Origin of the sequence: Stenotrophomonas sp. Ste86 (assembly GCF_024519465.1) — a bacterium.
Lineage (GTDB): Bacteria > Pseudomonadota > Gammaproteobacteria > Xanthomonadales > Xanthomonadaceae > Stenotrophomonas.
Genome location: NZ_JALJRW010000002.1, coordinates 19,649 through 35,858, shown reverse-complemented (window position 1 = coordinate 35,858; position 16,210 = coordinate 19,649). Strand labels below are relative to the sequence as shown.

Annotated in this window: 18 protein-coding genes and 1 other RNA gene; 9 read left to right on the top strand and 10 right to left on the bottom strand. The window is 65.4% G+C overall.

The window, feature by feature from the left end; genetic code table 11:
- Nucleotides 1-57 precede the first annotated feature (57 nt).
- Nucleotides 58-453, top strand: coding sequence for an outer membrane protein assembly factor BamE (gene bamE, locus NR101_RS02485; protein WP_256774019.1), 396 nt, complete (start codon nucleotides 58-60; stop codon nucleotides 451-453).
- A 17-nt stretch (nucleotides 454-470) separates the two neighbouring features.
- On the opposite strand, the gene NR101_RS02480 is transcribed toward bamE, so the two are convergent.
- The gene (locus tag NR101_RS02480) at nucleotides 471-731 is read right to left on the bottom strand and encodes an RnfH family protein (RefSeq protein ID WP_256774020.1); all 261 of its coding nucleotides are present in this window, start codon (nucleotides 729-731) and stop codon (nucleotides 471-473) included.
- Between the two features lie 3 nt (nucleotides 732-734).
- Nucleotides 735-1,163, bottom strand: coding sequence for a type II toxin-antitoxin system RatA family toxin (locus tag NR101_RS02475; RefSeq protein WP_256774021.1), 429 nt, complete (start codon nucleotides 1,161-1,163; stop codon nucleotides 735-737).
- A gap of 60 nt (nucleotides 1,164-1,223) precedes the next feature.
- On the opposite strand from NR101_RS02475, the gene smpB reads away from it, so the two are divergent.
- From smpB to ssrA, 4 genes are all read left to right on the top strand, one after another.
- Nucleotides 1,224-1,727, top strand: a complete 504-nt coding sequence (smpB, locus tag NR101_RS02470; RefSeq protein ID WP_256774022.1) for an SsrA-binding protein SmpB — start codon at nucleotides 1,224-1,226, stop codon at nucleotides 1,725-1,727.
- Between the two features lie 11 nt (nucleotides 1,728-1,738).
- Nucleotides 1,739-2,155 (top strand): GNAT family N-acetyltransferase, encoded by a 417-nt coding sequence (locus tag NR101_RS02465; RefSeq protein ID WP_256774023.1) that lies wholly within the window; start codon nucleotides 1,739-1,741, stop codon nucleotides 2,153-2,155.
- Between the two features lie 101 nt (nucleotides 2,156-2,256).
- On the top strand, nucleotides 2,257-2,616 hold the full coding sequence (locus tag NR101_RS02460; RefSeq protein ID WP_256774024.1) for a hypothetical protein: 360 nt from the start codon (nucleotides 2,257-2,259) through the stop codon (nucleotides 2,614-2,616).
- A 130-nt stretch (nucleotides 2,617-2,746) separates the two neighbouring features.
- Nucleotides 2,747-3,149: a transfer-messenger RNA gene (gene ssrA / locus NR101_RS02455) on the top strand.
- Between the two features lie 64 nt (nucleotides 3,150-3,213).
- On the opposite strand, the gene NR101_RS02450 is transcribed toward ssrA, so the two are convergent.
- Entirely contained in the window at nucleotides 3,214-4,395 is a 1,182-nt protein-coding gene (locus tag NR101_RS02450; protein ID WP_256774025.1) for a cytochrome P450, read from the bottom strand.
- Nucleotides 4,396-4,762: 367 nt separating this feature from the next.
- Here NR101_RS02450 and NR101_RS02445 point away from each other — a divergent pair, with 367 nt between their 5' ends.
- Entirely contained in the window at nucleotides 4,763-5,686 is a 924-nt protein-coding gene (locus NR101_RS02445) for a metallophosphoesterase (RefSeq protein ID WP_256774026.1), read from the top strand.
- A gap of 15 nt (nucleotides 5,687-5,701) precedes the next feature.
- On the opposite strand, the gene NR101_RS02440 is transcribed toward NR101_RS02445, so the two are convergent.
- Nucleotides 5,702-6,013 (bottom strand): hypothetical protein, encoded by a 312-nt coding sequence (locus tag NR101_RS02440; RefSeq protein ID WP_256774027.1) that lies wholly within the window; start codon nucleotides 6,011-6,013, stop codon nucleotides 5,702-5,704.
- A gap of 171 nt (nucleotides 6,014-6,184) precedes the next feature.
- On the opposite strand from NR101_RS02440, the gene NR101_RS02435 reads away from it, so the two are divergent.
- Both NR101_RS02435 and NR101_RS02430 read left to right on the top strand, forming a co-directional pair.
- Nucleotides 6,185-6,595, top strand: a complete 411-nt coding sequence (locus NR101_RS02435) for a g-type lysozyme inhibitor (RefSeq protein WP_256774028.1) — start codon at nucleotides 6,185-6,187, stop codon at nucleotides 6,593-6,595.
- 54 nt (nucleotides 6,596-6,649) lie between these two features.
- A complete protein-coding gene (locus tag NR101_RS02430) occupies nucleotides 6,650-7,318 on the top strand; it encodes a hypothetical protein (RefSeq protein ID WP_256774029.1) in 669 nt (222 codons plus the stop codon).
- Between the two features lie 2 nt (nucleotides 7,319-7,320).
- On the opposite strand, the gene NR101_RS02425 is transcribed toward NR101_RS02430, so the two are convergent.
- Nucleotides 7,321-7,824 carry a GNAT family protein gene (locus tag NR101_RS02425; RefSeq protein ID WP_256777697.1) on the bottom strand — a complete coding sequence of 168 codons (504 nt, stop codon included), beginning with the start codon at nucleotides 7,822-7,824 and terminating at the stop codon, nucleotides 7,321-7,323.
- Nucleotides 7,825-8,066: 242 nt separating this feature from the next.
- Here NR101_RS02425 and NR101_RS02420 point away from each other — a divergent pair, with 242 nt between their 5' ends.
- Entirely contained in the window at nucleotides 8,067-8,927 is an 861-nt protein-coding gene (locus NR101_RS02420; protein WP_256774031.1) for an endonuclease/exonuclease/phosphatase family protein, read from the top strand.
- A 24-nt stretch (nucleotides 8,928-8,951) separates the two neighbouring features.
- Here the strand turns inward: NR101_RS02420 and NR101_RS02415 are convergent, their stop codons facing one another.
- From NR101_RS02415 to NR101_RS02395, 5 genes are all read right to left on the bottom strand, one after another.
- Nucleotides 8,952-10,208: a sorbosone dehydrogenase family protein gene (locus NR101_RS02415; RefSeq protein WP_256774032.1), complete on the bottom strand. Its 1,257-nt coding sequence runs from the start codon at nucleotides 10,206-10,208 to the stop codon at nucleotides 8,952-8,954.
- A gap of 99 nt (nucleotides 10,209-10,307) precedes the next feature.
- On the bottom strand, nucleotides 10,308-10,574 hold the full coding sequence (locus tag NR101_RS02410; protein WP_256774033.1) for a hypothetical protein: 267 nt from the start codon (nucleotides 10,572-10,574) through the stop codon (nucleotides 10,308-10,310).
- A 155-nt stretch (nucleotides 10,575-10,729) separates the two neighbouring features.
- Entirely contained in the window at nucleotides 10,730-12,160 is a 1,431-nt protein-coding gene (locus tag NR101_RS02405) for an efflux transporter outer membrane subunit (protein WP_256774034.1), read from the bottom strand.
- On the bottom strand, nucleotides 12,154-12,891 hold the full coding sequence (locus tag NR101_RS02400; protein ID WP_256774035.1) for an SDR family oxidoreductase: 738 nt from the start codon (nucleotides 12,889-12,891) through the stop codon (nucleotides 12,154-12,156). Before NR101_RS02400 ends, NR101_RS02405 begins: the two co-directional genes overlap by 7 nt.
- Before the next feature lie 25 nt (nucleotides 12,892-12,916).
- Nucleotides 12,917-16,087, bottom strand: a complete 3,171-nt coding sequence (locus tag NR101_RS02395) for a multidrug efflux RND transporter permease subunit (protein WP_256774036.1) — start codon at nucleotides 16,085-16,087, stop codon at nucleotides 12,917-12,919.
- Between the last annotated feature and the right edge of the window lie 123 nt (nucleotides 16,088-16,210).

Below are 16,210 nucleotides of genomic sequence, written 5' to 3'. Positions count from 1 at the left end.
TCGCGGCGACGCGTCGTGAGTGTATCATCGACTGGATTTCCCCAAACGCCCTTTCCGATGCGCAAACTCCTGCTGGTCGCCGCCGTTGCCCTGTCCACCACGGGCTGCGGCATCATCTATAAGCAACCCATCTATCAGGGCAACCTGATCCGGGAGCAGGCCGTCGGTCAGCTGCAGGCGGGCCAGAGCAAGCAGCAGGTCACCGCGCTGCTCGGCACCCCCTCGATCCCGGACCCGTTCCATGCCCAGCGCTGGGATTACACCGCCAGCCAGCGCGTGAACCGCCTCGGCCAGACCGAAGTGAAGAACTTCACCGTCTACTTCGAGAACGATGTGGTTACCCGTTGGGAGGGCGAGTACTTCGCCAACAACGACGCCGACCTGGCCAAGACCACGGTGCGCCAGTTCGGCCGCAACCTGGCCAAGGACAAGAAGAAGCGCGGCGGCCGCTGAGGCCACCGCCACGTTCTTCAGCTGCCGGCGCGGGCGCGTCGGCGGCGGTTGTCCTTCGGATCGGCCAGCAACGGGCGCAGCAGCTCGACCCGGTCCCCATCGCACAGCGTCTGGGTGGGCCGGGCCAGCAGCCCATGCACGGCCACGGCCGGGCACTGCTCACTGCCCTCCAGCGCGGCGGCGGCAATGGCGTCGGCCACCGTGGCGGTATCGGGCAACTGGAGCTGGCGTGATGCCACCCGATCCGGCCAGGCCAGCACCACTTCCACTGCGATCACCGCTCAGTCCTGCCCATCGGCGACGCGGACGAAATCATTGACCATGCGGTCGGCCAAGCCCTGGAAGCCCAGTGCCAGCGCCGGGCCCAGCAGTCGCGAGTTCGGTTCGAACTCCAGGGTCAGGGTCACCTTGCAGGCGTCCTCGGCCAGCGCATGGAAGTCCCAGCGCCCATGCAGGCGCTTGAACGGGCCATCGCGCAGCTGCATGTCGATGCTGCTGGGACGTTGCAGGGTGTTTTCGGTCATGAACCAGGTCGAGAACGAGCCCAACCCAAGGTCCAGGCGCGCCACCAGGCGGTCCGGACCGGATTCCAGGATCTGCGACGCCGAGCACCAGCGGAACCGGCGCGGATAGGCATCGATATCATTGACCAGATCGAACATACGGGCAGCCGAATGTTCGACCAGGGCACTACGGCGGATAGTTGGCATGCGGCAATACTGTGTGCTGATGAATCGACCGGGGAGGCCCGAATCGGAGACAATACGGACATGAGCAAGAACAGCGGCAAGGATAAAGCAAACAACGCGACGGCCAACAAAACCATCGCGCTCAACAAGCGTGCCCGCCACGAGTACCACATCGAAGACCGTTTCGAGGCCGGCCTGGCGTTGCAGGGCTGGGAGGTCAAGTCGATCCGCGCCGGGCGCGGCAACATCATCGATGCGTACGCCTACGTGCGTGATGGCGAGATCTATCTGATCGGCGCGCAGATCACCCCGTTGATCCAGGCCTCCTCCCACGTGGTGGCCAACGACCGTCGCGAGCGCAAGCTGCTCCTGCATCGCAACGAGATCGACAAGCTGATCGGCAAGGTCCAGCGCGACGGCTACACGATCGTGCCGACGGCGATGTACTGGAGCAAGAACAAGATCAAGCTCGAGATCGCACTGGCCAAGGGCAAGCAGACCCACGACAAGCGCGACGCCGAGAAGGACCGCGACTGGGCCCGCGAGAAGTCGCGCACCATGCGCCGCCACAACCGCGACGCGTGATGGAGCGCACGGTGCGCGCGCCGTGCATCCAGCCGGCCAGCGCCGAGGACACCCGGGCGGTGTTCGCCGGCCTGCTCGCCTTCAACCAGGCTGCCAGTGGCGATGCCCTGGACGACCAGCCGGTCAACCGCGTGATCCACGATGCCGCCGGCCAGGTCGTGGCCGGCATCGCCGCCGATGTCTGCGGTGGCTGGCTGATGGTGCATGCGCTGTGGGTCGACCAAACCCAGCGTGGCCGGGGTCTTGGCCAGGCGCTGCTGGCCGACGCAGAGCAGCAGGCCCGGGCGCTGGGCGCGCACGCCGTGACGCTGGATACCTTCTCCTGGCAGGCCGAGGGCTTCTACCTCAAGCAGGGCTATGCGGTGTTCGGCCGGCTGCAGGACTTCCCGCGCGGCCACGAGCGCCTGTACCTGCGCAAGCCGCTTTAGCGCCCCCGCCCTTCCCTCCAAACCGTCCCGACAGCAGGTTGTTTCCCCTCCGAGGCGCGCAGCTGTCAGAATCCCCGCATTGATACGGAAAGGATCCGCGCGTGACCCTCGAACATACCCCGGAGCCGGTGCAGACGGCCGACGAACTGACCACCCTGCGTGCCGACGTGGCCGCGCTGGAGTTCATCTTTGACGAACTCGCCCGCGCCATGGACCCCGCCGCGCTGCTCAAGGTGCTGACCTACCTGATCCGCAACGCCAAGCGTGCTGCGTCGGAGAACCAGAGCTACGACAGCCTGGAGCACCGTCGGCTGGTTGCCCAGGTCGAATCGCTGATGGCGCGGGCCGAACCCCAGGCCAAGAAGCAGGCGATGACCGTGCGCAACGAGCACAATCGGGTGCGCAAGGAAAAGGCCCGCCACCAGGCCGACAGCCGTCGCCAGCAGGAAGGCAAGCGCTGATTCCCCTCCGCTGGGCACCGGGCAAGGCAGGACGGGCCGTGCACCGTGACTGTTCAGCTGAATTGGAGTAGCATCGAGCCCGTCAAGTAGCGTCTGGGTCGCCAGATGTCTTGCGGTTCTTGAAGAAACCGGGGGTGCATTGGTTTCGACGGGGGTTGTGAAGTTACTTGGTGCATGCCGAGGGGGCAGCTTTCCTCGTTAATCCAGCAGCAAACTTTTAGTTGCCAACGACGACAACTACGGTTCGAACGACTTCGCAATCGCTGCCTAAAAACAGCTTTAGCGTTTAGTTCTACAGCCGCCTAAGGCGAACCCCCGAACCTACTTGTGCCCGTGCTCGTAGATGTAGGGTCATTATCACGGAACCGGTTGTGATGGCTGCCTGTCAGTCACGACTTAACTAAAGCAGGCTGGTCCTGGGGTGCGCTTTGCACACCGTGCTGCCACAGGATGAGATCCAACGGTGAGCTAAGCATGTAGTACCGGGGATGGAGTGCCTTCGGACGGCGGTTCAATTCCGCCCACCTCCACCATACAACCGGCCTTTCGGGGCCGGAAAGAAGCCGGAAGTTCCTGGTGACAGGGCTTCCGGCTTTTTTATTGCCTCGAAAACGTGCCGTGCAGCGCAGCCGGGATGGCAAATCCGTCCATCCGCACCTCGGGCCGATAGCGGGCGGAGGGCGTGAACCGATACTCGCGCGCCAGCAACGCGCACAGCAGGATCAATTGCGCATTGCCCACCGCCGAGCCCACGCACGAGCGCGACGGGAAGCCGTACGGCACGTAGATGCCGGCAGTGCGCCGGCGACGCTCCGGCAACCAGCGGTCCGGATCAAAAACCTGCGGATGGTCCCAGTACTTTTCAGAGCGATGCTGGATGTAGGAGCTGAGTTCGTACACGCTGCCTTCGGGTATCGCGTGCCCGTCCGCCTCCAGGTCGCACACCGCGACGCGGCGATTATTGAACGGCGTCGAATACAGCCGCATCACTTCTTTCAGGAAGCGCATCGTGCACGGAATGCGTGCCATCGGCAGCGCGTGGATCTGCGCGTCCGACAGCGTCTCGAATTCCGCCTCGATCTTCTCGCGCCACTCCGGGTGCATCTGCATGGCCAGTAGAAGGCACGCCGCCATCATGCCCGGTACGCCGGAAATGGCGATCAACTGCACGGTGACCAGATAGGTGACTTTATCCAACCCGATACGGTCGCGCAGTCCAAGCAGCGGCTGCGCATAATCAAGATGAGAATGGCCATCGCGCAGCCGGCGCTGGAGTTCTGCGTGTATCGCGCGCGACTCGCCGCGGCCGATGAAGAAGTTGCGCAGCAGATCGCGCGTGTGGATCACCTGCTCCACCTGCGTGGTGAAGCGCAACTGCATCGCACGCTGCACGGCGGCCTGTTCCTTGCCGCTGAGTCCGTTGATGACCAGTGGAATCAGCGGGAAGGACATCGTGTTCCAGATGGCCGGCATCGCATCGGCTTCGATACCGCAGACCGCGTCGAGTGCGATGCGCATCCTGCCCTGCAGGGCGCAGAGCGTGTCCGGGCCGGTCAATTCGGCGCTGCAGGCGGCTATGAGGCTACGCACTTCGGACCAGCGCACGCGCTGATGGCGGCGAAACAGATCGGACAGCGATTCGACGACGAACAACTGCTCGGCGTTTTCCTTGTCGACCCGGCCGGCGAGCTCGGGGCAAAACACGCCGACGCCGCCGGTGTCCAGTTTCAACACCGGACCTTCGCGTTCAACGCGGGCGGCCAGGCGCTCGGCGGCCACGCCGCCTTGCTGTTGCGACATCCCTTCCATGCATGTCTCCGGCAAGAAGGAACTCGAAGACGAGTCCCTTCGTCTTGCTACCGTTCAAACCCGTAAAATCAACGGGGAATCAAAACTCGATCCAGATCGGCCAGGTATTCCACACACTACTTTTCTCGTTCGGATGAATATTGAGGCTGACGCGCAATGCTCGGGCGAATCGTTTCATTTTCGATCCTTTGATTGCTGTGTGGTTTGCCAGGATTATCCTGACCAGCGCTTCATAACACAGGTAAATGGCAGTGTCCATTCGCGCGACTGGAATGTGCATGCATCACATTTTAACCACTGCCCCCAGCGAACCGGCACTGACCGCTAGAATGGAGAAATGGCACACGACATCATTGGCGATATTCACGGTCAGGCGGGGAAGCTCAAAGCGTTGCTCAAACAGCTGGGTTACCGCGAGCGCATGGGCGCCTGGCGGCATCCGGCACGTACTGCGCGGTTCGTGGGCGACCTGATTGATCGCGGCCCTGGGCAGCTGGAAACACTGGAGATCGTCCGGCGCATGGTCGATGCGGGCAGCGCCGAGGCGATCATGGGCAATCATGAGTTCAATGGCATTGCCTATGCAACGCGGGACCCCGCGCAGCCGGGCCACTACCTGCGGGCACGCGGCCAGAGCAACCATGACCAGCATCGCGCCTTCCTCAACGAGGTGACGCTGGACAGTGCACTACACCGGGAATGGATCCAGTGGTTCATGACCCTGCCGCTGTGGATCGAAACCGACCAGTTGCGCCTGGTGCACGCCTGCTGGCACCCGCCCTCGATGGCGGTCATTGCCGATCAGCTCGGGGTGGGTAACACGCTCACGCCGGAACTGCTGGTGGCGGCATCACGCAAAGACAGCGCGGCGTTCGTGGCGGTGGAAGCGATCTGCAAGGGCCTGGAGATCGAGCTGCCCGCCCCGATCACCTTCACGGACAAGCAGGGCATTGTCCGACAGCGGACGCGGGTGCGCTGGTGGGATGACACGGCCTCGACCTACCGCACTGCGGCGCTGATCGGCCGCGATGCGGGTCAATTGCCGGAGACACCGATTCCAGACAGCGCCATCGCGCGCTACGACCAGGCCAAACCGGTCTTCTTCGGGCATTACTGGTTCAGCGGAAACCCGGGTGTCATCTCCGCCAAGGCGTGCTGCGTGGACTACAGAGCAGCCCTGGATAGCGAGCCGCTGGTGGCCTACCGCTTCGACGGCGAGGATGCGCTGTCGAACGACAAGCTGGTGGCCGTTCGGGCGTAGCCGCCCGCCCCACCCTCACGGCAACGTGAACTTCCGCGCCATCCGCAGCGGCCACACCGAGGTGAACTGGGCACCGCCAACCAGGCGGTAGGCCGCCGAAACGCTGTGCAGGACACCCAACCGCTCCAGCACGTCCTTGGTGCGCCGAAAGGTCGGGCGTGGATCGGCCGTGAACATGAACAGGTTGATTTCCTTGGCACTGACGTCATAGCCATCCAGCGTCGCCGCCTTGCCAAGCGCGGCGGTCAGCTCGGCCTCCAGCGTGGCCAGGAACGCCTCGTCGTCCAGCGACTTTCGCCAGAACTTGATCACAAGCTGGTAATCCATCGGCGCGGGCCTGTCGTTCAATAAGGGAACCGCCAAGGTTACCCTTCCTTGGCGCGTCATGCGCCGTCGAGTCGGGACGGCGCCCGATCTGCCGGCTGCATCGACAAGCCCTTGATGCGCTGGCGATCATGCTCGGCGGGAACGCCCAAGCCCGGGCCCGCGAGAACTGCGATGAAACCCTTCCGCTTGCTGCTGTTGTCTTCCCTGCTCGCACAGACCCCGGCCTTGGCCACCGCCGCCGACAAGGTCACCACCACACCGGTGCACTTCACCAAGGGTGCCAGCAGCGCGGCGCTGCGCGGCACGCTTTCGGGGTATGACACGGTCCAATATACGGTGGCGGCACGCGCCGGCCAGACCATGACGGTCTCGGTAGGCGGCAGCGCCAATGCCAACTTCAATGTGTTCGCCCCTGGCGTGGTCCCCGGCGAGGGTGAGGCGCTGGGCAGCAACGATGAGGAGCGGCGCTGGTCCGGCACCCTGCCCGCCTCGGGCACCTACGTGGTGCAGGTCTACCAGATGCGGGCGCAGGCGCGCCGTGGCGAGAAGGCACCGCATACGCTGACCGTCGCCCTCCGCTGACCGCAGTGCCGAGCCCGCCCGGCGCTGTCGGCGCCTTCATCGCAGGGACCTTGGATGGACTTCCTCAAACTGCTTCGATCGCTGGAAGAGTTTCTCTACGAGCTCTGCACCTGGTTCCTGTTTTTCCCGCGCACGCTGTACCGGGTGATCGTGCATCCACGGCGGATGGCGCAGTACGTCACTACCGAGCTGACCCAGAAACTGGACAAGCAGTTCGACGATGCGATCAGTCCGCCGATGTTCCTCATGCTGGCGGTGCTGGTGGCGCACGGGGTGGAGTTGCTGATGCACCAGCAGATCGTCGGCACCGGGCAGTTGTCGCGCACGGTGTTCGGCAACGAGGAAAGTCTGTTGCTGTACCGCTCGATCACCTTCGCGGTGTGGCCGCTGATCGCTACCGTGCACATGCTCCGACGCAGCAAGCTGCCGATGACCCGCGAGACGCTGCGCCGCCCATTCTTCGTGCAGTGTTACCTGACCGCGCCGTTCGCGGTCGCGCTGTCTACCAGCATGGTGTTCGTCCGGCTGCCGGGCCAGCTTTCGACCCACATCGGCGTGGCCGTGTCCCTGCTGTCCCTGCTCTGGTACGCGGTGGTGCAGGCTGGCTGGCTCAAGGTGGCCTTGGAACGCTCCTGGCTCAATACCGTGTTGTCCACGCTGTGGGTGCTGCTTTGGGGCATCGCGATCAACAGCCTGATCGGCTGGGTGTTGCTGACCAGTTGAAACTAGCTGGCCGGGTCGCCACGCAGACGCGCATACATATCGAAGTCGCGCGAGGTACCGCCGACCCGACGGAAGCCGCGCAATCGTCCTTCATGCTGAAACGCGCACCGGTGCAGCACGCGCGCCGAGGCATGATTGGTATCCAGCACCACGGCCTGGATGCGTTGCCAGCCGAAATGGGCAAACGCCCACGGCACGACCTGCCGACACACGGCCGTGGCGATGCCCCGGTGCCAGGCCGCCGGTGAAAGCTCGTAGGCGATTTCGGCGCTGCCGTGCTGGGGATTGATGCTGTGGAAGCCGAGGGTTCCAACAAGCGCATCGCCGCGATCGACAATGGCCAGGCGCAGCTGAGGCGCCGCAGCCTCCGGCTCCAGTGCGGCGAAGATTGCCGTCAGGTCGTCGACCGATGACAACGCCCAGCTGGTCTGGCCGATCACCTCGGGTAAGCGCAGATAGTCGTACCACGCCTGCGCGTCGCCGCGCCGGAGCCAACGCAGCGTCACGTCAGGGTGGCCGGAAGACGGCGGTGGAAGGGACTGGGGATTCACCTGAAACTCCGCGAGGTGCAGTGCGGTTCCGATTCAACCCGGATTGGCGGCCGCGCTCAAGCAGGTGCGTCACAATCACCGCATCCGCCACGGTGTTCGCGCTGCGTTGCAGCAGGTGTCACCCGTTGCGGCACAGTCGGTGTCGAGGAAAGCATGGCAAGCTGGGGCCTTACCTGTCAGGCCGTCCAGGAGGCCCCATGCACGCACGTTTCCACCGCCCCGCTTTGTTGGTATTGATGGCGATGTCGCTCGCCACCGCTTCGGCGCATGCGGCCGACGCGCTGCGGGTGATGTCCTTCAACGTACGCACGCCGGTGGATACCGAGGCCGGCCGGCGCTGGGAAGACCGTCGCGATGCGATGGTGACGCTGCTGCGCGAGCAGCACCCGGCCGTGTTTGGCACCCAGGAGCTGGTGGAAAAACAGGCCGATTACCTGGTGCAGCACCTGCCCGGCTACCGCTGGTTCGGCGAAGGCCGCCGCGGCGGCCATGCCGATGAGCACATGGGCGTGTTCTACGACACCGCGCAGCTCAAGCTGCTGGAATCCGGCAATTTCTGGCTCTCCGACACGCCCGATGTGGTCGCCAGCATCACCTGGGGCAACCTGATGCCGCGCATGGTCACCTGGGGGCTGTTCCAGCGCCAGACCGATGGCCAGCGCTTCTACCTGCTCAATACCCACCTGCCCTACCGCGAGGAAGATGAGCCGCGCCGCGTGCTGGGTGCCAAGCTGATCATTGAACGGCTGGCCGCGCTGCCCAAGGACATCCCGGTGGTGGTCACCGGCGATTTCAACAGCGAGCCGGGCAGCACCACCTACCAGACGTTCACCGCCGCGCTCGGTGATGCGCGCAGGCTTGCCGGCAAGGTCGATGGCCCGCGCCTGACCTTCCATGATTTCACCGGCAAGCCGACCGTGGAACTGGACTGGATCCTGGTGCGCGGCGTCACCGTGGATCGCTTCAGCACGCTGGATGAAAAGCCCGGCGGCGTGCTGCCGTCGGACCACTACCCGGTGCAGGCCGAACTGGTGTTCCCCGCCGCATCCAGACACTGAGCCCGGGCGCGACGGGCCACCGCCTCAGCGCGCGGCGGTGGCCTTGGGCGCGTGGCTGACTCGCCAGACCGTGTTGCCGGCATCGTCGCTGACCAGCACGCTGCCGTCCTTGAGCACCAGGCTGGCCACCGGGCGGCCATAGACCTCCGACGTGCTGCCGTCGACCAAGAAGCCGCTGAGGAAATCCTCGGCCTGGCCACTGGGTTTGTCGCCCTTGAAGGGAACAAACAGCACCTTGTAGCCCGATAGCACGGCACGATTCCACGAGCCGTGCAGGCCCACCAGCGCACCCCCCTGGTACCGGGCCGGGAACGCCGTGCCGTCATAGAAAGTAATGTCCATCGCCGCCACGTGCGGGCCCACCGCAAAATCCGGGACGCGGGTTTTCTCGACCAGTTCCGGCGCCTTGCCGGCCAGGCGCGGATCTTCGTTGGCGCCGTAATACGCGTAGGGCCAACCGTAGAAACCGTCCTGGTGCACCTCGGTGATGTAGTCCGGTACCAGGTTGTCGCCGAGCTCGTCGCGCTCGTTGACCGCCGTCCACATGCGGCCATTCTTGAAGGCGATGCCGTTGGGATTGCGCAGGCCGGCGGCGAAGACGGTTTCGCCGCTGCCGTCGGGGCGGATGCGCAGGATGTTGGCGCGGCGCTTCTCGTTCTCGAGACCGTACTCGCCGTTGTTGCTGGCCGACCCGACGGTCACATACAGGTACTGGCCGTCCGGGCTGGCGACGATATTGCGCGTCCAGTGATTGTTGTAGCCACCGGCAGGCAGCGACAGGATCTTGCGGCCCTTGGCGGTGATCTTCGTCTGCCCGTTTTCGTACGGGTAGACCGACACGCCATCGGTGTTGGCCACGTACAGCTGGTTACCGCGCTGAAGCATGCCGAATGGCTGGTTGAGACCGGCCAGGAAGGTGCTGCGCAGCTCCGGCACGCCGTCGCCATCGGCGTCGCGCAGCAGGGTGATGCGATTGGCGCTTTTCTTGCCGGTCTTCGCCTCGGAGACCAGCACATCACCATTGTCGAGCAGCACCATCCAGCGCGGGTTGTCGAAGTCGCGCGCGTAGGCGCTGACCTGGAATCCAGCGGGCGCTTTCGGAGTGCGACCTTGTGGCCAGCCGATCACCTTGGAATTGAGCTGGGCAGACCGGGTGGCATACGGTTTGGGCAACTGCCTGGCGATCTGCTCACCGGGGCCGACCAGCGGATCGGCGGCGCTTACGGTGGCAGCGGCGGCCAGTGCCAGCAGGCACGCAGCGGCGAGCGATGTCGGGCGCATCGGCAGTTCTCGTCGTCGGGTAAGGGGACAGGAAGCGTCGCGCAGCCTGCGTGACTGTTGCGTCACGCCGCATCGCCCCCCGGACGCTGACAGGCGAACTCAATGCCGGCGTTGTGGGTGATCCTCACCCAGCATTCGACACAAGGCCAGATGCTGGTCGCGGGCCTGGCAGATGCGTGCGCCGACGGCGATGAACAGCCCGACCACGACCACGCCGATGTCCAGCAAGGTGTCCGGAAGCCGGGCAAAACCCAGGGCCACCACCAGCGCCGCCAGAATCAGCAACACCAGCGCGCTGGGCGACAGGGCCGCCTGAGCGCTCCGAGTGGCGGTCGAGGCTGTCCGCCACTGGTCACGGTCGATCATGAGGTGTTCCCCTGGAAAAGGGGAGTTTTGTATCACCCGGGTTGGTGCGGACGTCAGTGGCAAAGACGCCAACGGCCGCTTCACTGATCATGCATGGCGGCAAATTCTGACGCAGATCACACGGGAGGGCGGTCTGGCCGCCCTCCCGCATCGGCTCAACGCAGCGTGCCAGCCACGGCCGGCGGTGCGGCCTCCTGCTGCTGGCCCCAGCCGCCCAGGGCCTTGTACACCCCCACCACACTGACATTGACCGTGGACTCGGCCGCGGCCAGCGCGTCGTCGGCCGCCAGCTGCGTGCGCTGGGCGTCCAACAGGGTCAGGAAGTCTTCCGAGCCCTCGCGGTAGCGGATCTGCGCCAGCTGCTCGGCACGCCGGGCGGCCTGGGCCTGCTCGGCGACGATGCCCAACCGCGCCTGTTGCTTGGCATAGCGGGTCAACGCATTCTCGGTGTCTTCCAGCGCCAGCAACACCGCCTTTTCGTACTCGGCGGCAACGCCGTCGGCCTGCGCCTTGCTCGCCCGCAGGCGTGCCTTGACGGTGCCGAAGTCGAACGCGGCCCAGCTGATCGACGGGGTCATCGACCAGGCCTTGTTGCTGCCGTTGACCAACCCACTGGCATCGCCGGACAGGAAACCGACGAAGCCGGTGAGGCTGATCCGCGGGAACAGGTCGGCCGTGGCCACGCCAACGCGTGCGGTAGCCGCCGCCAGGCGACGCTCGGCACTGCGCACGTCGGCGCGCTGGCGCAGCAGATCGGTGGTGTCACCGAGCGGCAGCTGCTTGGCATAGGCCGGCACTTCACGCGGCTGCAGCAGTGCGTCCAATGCATCCGGACGCTGCCCCAGCAGCACGGCAAGGCGATGCCGCGACTGCACTTCGGACACTTCCAGCAGCGGGATGTCCGCTTCGATGGCCTTCAATCGCGCGCGGCTGCTTTGCACGTCCAGCTCGCTGCCTGCACCGAGTTCCCAGCGCGCTTCGGTCAGCCGCTGGGTATCACGGAGGTTGACCAGGGTGCGCTTGGCGACCGCGATGCGCTTCTGGGTACCCCGCAGTTCGAAGTAGTTGCGTGCCACTTCGGCGGCCACGGTGACCTGGGCATCGGCAAGGTTGTCCTGCTCGGCACCCAGGTCGGCACGCGCCGCTTCGGACGCGCGGCGCTGGCGACCGAACAGGTCCAGTTCCCAGCCAGCGTCGAAGCCGAGCTGGTAGGTTTCGCTGAATACCCGCTCGCCGCCGACGGTGGCGTCGGGCTGCTTGCGGCGGTCGTAGCTGCCGTCGGCGGTGACGTGCGGCAGCTGGTCCAGGCGCTGCTCGACGAACACCGCGCGCGCTTCACGCACGCGGGCCATCGAAATGCGCAGGTCCAGGTTGTCGCCGAGTGCGTCATGCACCAGCTGTTCCAGTACCGGGTCGTCGAACTGCGCCCACCAGCTGGCGACCGGCGAGGCGTTGGTGAACACCGGCGCGGCGGCGCCCTGCAGGGTCACCGGCTGTGCCGGTGGCGCCTGGTAGTTGGGGCCGACGCTGACGCAGCCGGCCAGCAGCGCGCTGGTCACGGCCACGGTCAACAGGCGGATCACCATGGCAGCACCTCGCCGAGGTAGGTGAAGCTGCCGTTCGGGCCGTCGGCGCCGATCAGCGCCATGCCCACGCTCGAGCGTGCGCCTTCGCTGACGTCGATCTCGCCCTCCCCACCGTTCATGTCGGTTTTGACATAGCCCGGATGCACGGTGTTGACCTTGGTGGTGCTCTCGCGCAGCTCATAGGCCAGCTGCACCGTCCAGGCATTCACCGCGCTCTTGGAGGCGTTGTAGGCCGGCACGGCGAAGCCGTAGATCGACGAGCCCGGCTGGCTGTGCAGGGTCAGCGAGCCGAGGATGCTGGACACGTTGACGATGCGGCCGGCCGGCGAGGCGTTGAGCAGCGGCAGCAACGCCTGGGTGACGGCAATCACCGCGAACACGTTGGTGTCGAAGGTGGCGCGCCAGGTATCCAGGGTCTGTGCCGACGGCGCCAGCTTGGGGTCGTCGAGCAGGATGCCGGCGTTGTTGACCAGGATGTCCAGGCGCCCGTGGCGTTCGGTGACGGTCTGCACGGCGGCGGCAATGCTGGCGGCATCGCCGACGTCGAGCTGGATCGCTTCCACCGGCAGGCCTTCGGCCTGCAGCTTCAGCGCCTCGGCCACGGCGACGTCGCGCTTGCGCCCGGCCAGCAGCGTATGCACGCCGGCCTGGGCCAGCTGGCGGACGGTTTCCAGGCCGATGCCGCGGGTGGCACCGGTGACCAGGGCGATCTTTTGGGTAGCGGTATTCATGTGAAAAACCTCGCGGGGGACGGAATCAATGGTGGATGGTCGGTTCGCCGTGGGTGACCAGCTGCCCGCCGCCATTACGGCTGACGAACTTGCGCAGGGCCACGTAGAACACAGGGGTCAGGAACAGGCCGAACAGGGTCACGCCCAGCATGCCGGCGAACACGGTGATGCCGGTCACCGAGCGGACTTCCGCACCGGCGCCATGGGACAGCACCAGCGGCACGGTGCCGGCGATGAAGGCGATGGAGGTCATCACGATCGGACGCAGACGCAGGCGGCAGGCTTCCAGCGCGGCTTCCACGATCCCCTTGCCGCCCATTTCCAGCTCGCGGGCGAACTCGACGATCAGGATCGCGTTCTTGCACGCCAGGCCCATCAGCACCACCAGGCCGACCTGCACGAACACGTTGTTGTCGCCACCGGTCAACCACACGCCGAACAACGCCGACAGCAGAGTCATCGGTACGATCAGGATCACTGCCAGCGGCAGGGACCAGCTTTCATACAGCGCGGCCAGCACCAGGAACGCCAGCAGGATCGCCACCGGGAACACGATGAAGGCAGCCTTGCCTTGGGTGGCCTGCTGGTAGCTCAGGTCGGTCCATTCGGTGGTCATGCCCACCGGCAGCACCTTGGCGGCAATGGCGGTCAGGTTGTTCATCGCTTCGGCCGAGGAGAGCATGCGCGGGTCGGCTTCGCCGGCCAGATCGGCCGCCGGGTAACCGTTGAAGCGCAGCACCGGGTCCGGGCCGAAGGTCTCCTTGACGGTCACCATCGAGCCGATCGGCACCATCTCACCGCGATCATTGCGGGTACGCAGCTTGCCGATGTCCTCCACGTTGTTGCGGAACTGGCCGTCGGCCTGGGCGATCACCTGCCAGGTACGTCCGAACTGGTTGAAGTCGTTGACGTAGGACGAGCCGAGGTAGGTCTGCAGAGTGTCGAACAGCTCGGTCAGCTGCACGCCCTGGGCCTTGGCCTTGACCCGGTCCACTTCCGCATCCAGCTGCGGCACGTTGGCCTGGTAGCTGGTGATCGGGAAGGCCATGCCCGGGGTCTGCGCCACCGCACCCTGCATCGCCTGGACGGCATTCTGCAGCGCGCCGTACCCCAGGTTGCCACGGTCTTCGATGAACATCTGGTAGCCGTTGCCGTTGCCCAACCCGAGGATCGGCGGCGGCATCATCGCAAACGCGAAGCCTTCCTGCAGGCCGGCGATCTTCTGGTTGATCTCGGCGTTGATCTGCGCGGCAGTGCGGCCATGGCGCTCGTTGAACGGCTTGAGCGGAATGAATGCCACACCGGTGTTGGGCGTGTTGGTGAACTGCAGCGCGTTCAACCCGGGGAACGAGATCGTGTGGGCCACGCCCTCGGTTTCCTGGGCGATCTTGGCGACCTTGCGCAGCATTTCATCGGTACGCGCGATCGACGAGCCTTCCGGCAGCTTCACGCCGGCGATCAGGTACAGCTTGTCCTGGGTAGGGATGAAGCCCGGCGGCACCACCTTGAAGATGAAACCGGTGGCCACCAGCAGCACCGCATAGACCAGGAACACCGCACCACGACGGCCGAGGATCTTCGACACGCCGCGCTCGTACTTCTCCGAGCTGGACTTGAAGAAGCGGTTGAACGGACGGAACACCCAGCCGAACAGACGGTCGATCAGACGGCTCGGGCCATCCTTCGGCGCGCCATGCGGCTTGAGCAGGCGCGCGGCCAGGGCCGGCGACAGGGTCAGCGAGTTGATCGCCGAGATCACCGTGGAGATGGCGATGGTGACGGCGAACTGCTTGTAGAACTGACCGGTGACGCCGGACAGGAACGCCATCGGCACGAACACCGCACACAGCACCAGCGCGATGGCGACGATCGGGCCGGACACTTCGCGCATCGCCTGGTGGGCGGCGGCCAACGGAGTGAGACCTTCCTCGATGTTGCGCTCGACGTTTTCCACCACCACGATCGCGTCATCGACCACGATGCCGATCGCCAGCACCAGGCCGAACAGGCTCAGCGTGTTGATCGAGAACCCCAACAGGTATAGCGCGGCGAACGTACCCACGATGGACACCGGCACGGCGATCAACGGAATGATCGAGGCGCGCCAGGTCTGCAGGAACAGAATCACCACCAGCACGACCAGCGCGATGGCTTCAAGCAGGGTGGAAACCACGGCCTTGATCGAGTCGCGCACGAAGATGGTGGTGTCATACACCGCTTCGTACTTGACGTCGTCCGGCATGGTCTTCTGCATTTCGTCCATGCTGGCCATCACCGCATCACGGATATCCAGCGCATTGGCGCCGGGGGCCTGGAAGATGCCGATGCCGACCGCGTTCTTGCCGTCCAGCTGCGAGCGCAGGGTGTAGTCGCCGGCACCCAGTTCCACGCGGGCCACATCGGACAGGCGCACCACTTCACCGTCGGTACCGCTCTTGAGCACGATGTCGCCGAACTCCTTCTCGCTGCGCAGGCGGCCCTGGGCGTTGATCAGGGTCAGGAACTGGCTGTTGGGCATCGGCTCGGCACCGAGCTGGCCGGCCGAGACCTGCACGTTCTGCTCGCGCATGGCGCCAACCACATCGCTGGCGGTCAGGCCGCGCGCGGCAACCTTGTCCGGGTCCAGCCAGGCGCGCATGGCGTAGTCGCCACCACCAAAGATCTGCGCATCGCCCACGCCCTGGATGCGCGCGAGCGCGTCCTTGACGTGCAGGCGTGCGTAGTTGCGCAGGTACAGGGTGTCGTACTTGCCCTTCGGCGAGGTCAGGTGCACCACCATCAGGAAGGTCGGCGACTGCTTCTGGGTGGTGACACCCTGTCGACGCACGTCCTCGGGCAGGCGGGCCTGCGCCTGGGCGACGCGGTTCTGCACCTTCACCGCCGCATCGTCCGGGTCGGTGCCCGGGCGGAAGGTGATGGTCATCTGCAGCACGCCATCGGAGCCGGCCACCGACTTGAGGTACATCATGCCCTCGACGCCGTTGATGGCCTCCTCCAGCGGGGTGGCCACGGTTTCGGCGATCACCTTGGGGTTGGCGCCGGGATACACGGTGCGCACCACCACCGACGGCGGCACCACGTCCGGGTACTCACCGATGGGCAGCATCGGAATGGAGATCAGGCCGGCGGCGAAGATCACGATCGACAACACCGCCGCGAAAATCGGCCTGTCGATGAAGAAACGGGAAAAGTCCATGGGTGGATTCCTGGGGTTTCACCAGCGCCGGCGTGCACGACTCCGGCCGCTGTCGCAGGCGACAGCGGTGGCGGGCTCCCCTGCACGGGGCGGTGGCAGACACGGTAGAGCCGACGGTGGGGT

Bases quoted from the DNA above. Each gene is read 5' to 3' on its own strand.
- NR101_RS02415 (WP_256774032.1), bottom strand. From the start codon at position 10,208: ATGCGCCCGACATCGCTCGCCGCTGCGTGCCTGCTGGCACTGGCCGCC.
- NR101_RS02410 (WP_256774033.1), bottom strand. From the start codon at position 10,574: ATGATCGACCGTGACCAGTGGCGGACAGCCTCGACCGCCACTCGGAGC.
- bamE (WP_256774019.1), top strand. From the start codon at position 58: ATGCGCAAACTCCTGCTGGTCGCCGCCGTTGCCCTGTCCACCACGGGC.
- NR101_RS02475 (WP_256774021.1), bottom strand. From the start codon at position 1,163: ATGCCAACTATCCGCCGTAGTGCCCTGGTCGAACATTCGGCTGCCCGT.
- NR101_RS02430 (WP_256774029.1), top strand. From the start codon at position 6,650: ATGGACTTCCTCAAACTGCTTCGATCGCTGGAAGAGTTTCTCTACGAG.
- NR101_RS02395 (WP_256774036.1), bottom strand. From the start codon at position 16,087: ATGGACTTTTCCCGTTTCTTCATCGACAGGCCGATTTTCGCGGCGGTG.
- NR101_RS02445 (WP_256774026.1), top strand. From the start codon at position 4,763: ATGGCACACGACATCATTGGCGATATTCACGGTCAGGCGGGGAAGCTC.
- NR101_RS02440 (WP_256774027.1), bottom strand. From the start codon at position 6,013: ATGGATTACCAGCTTGTGATCAAGTTCTGGCGAAAGTCGCTGGACGAC.
- NR101_RS02405 (WP_256774034.1), bottom strand. From the start codon at position 12,160: ATGGTGATCCGCCTGTTGACCGTGGCCGTGACCAGCGCGCTGCTGGCC.
- NR101_RS02420 (WP_256774031.1), top strand. From the start codon at position 8,067: ATGCACGCACGTTTCCACCGCCCCGCTTTGTTGGTATTGATGGCGATG.
- smpB (WP_256774022.1), top strand. From the start codon at position 1,224: ATGAGCAAGAACAGCGGCAAGGATAAAGCAAACAACGCGACGGCCAAC.
- NR101_RS02400 (WP_256774035.1), bottom strand. From the start codon at position 12,891: ATGAATACCGCTACCCAAAAGATCGCCCTGGTCACCGGTGCCACCCGC.
- NR101_RS02435 (WP_256774028.1), top strand. From the start codon at position 6,185: ATGAAACCCTTCCGCTTGCTGCTGTTGTCTTCCCTGCTCGCACAGACC.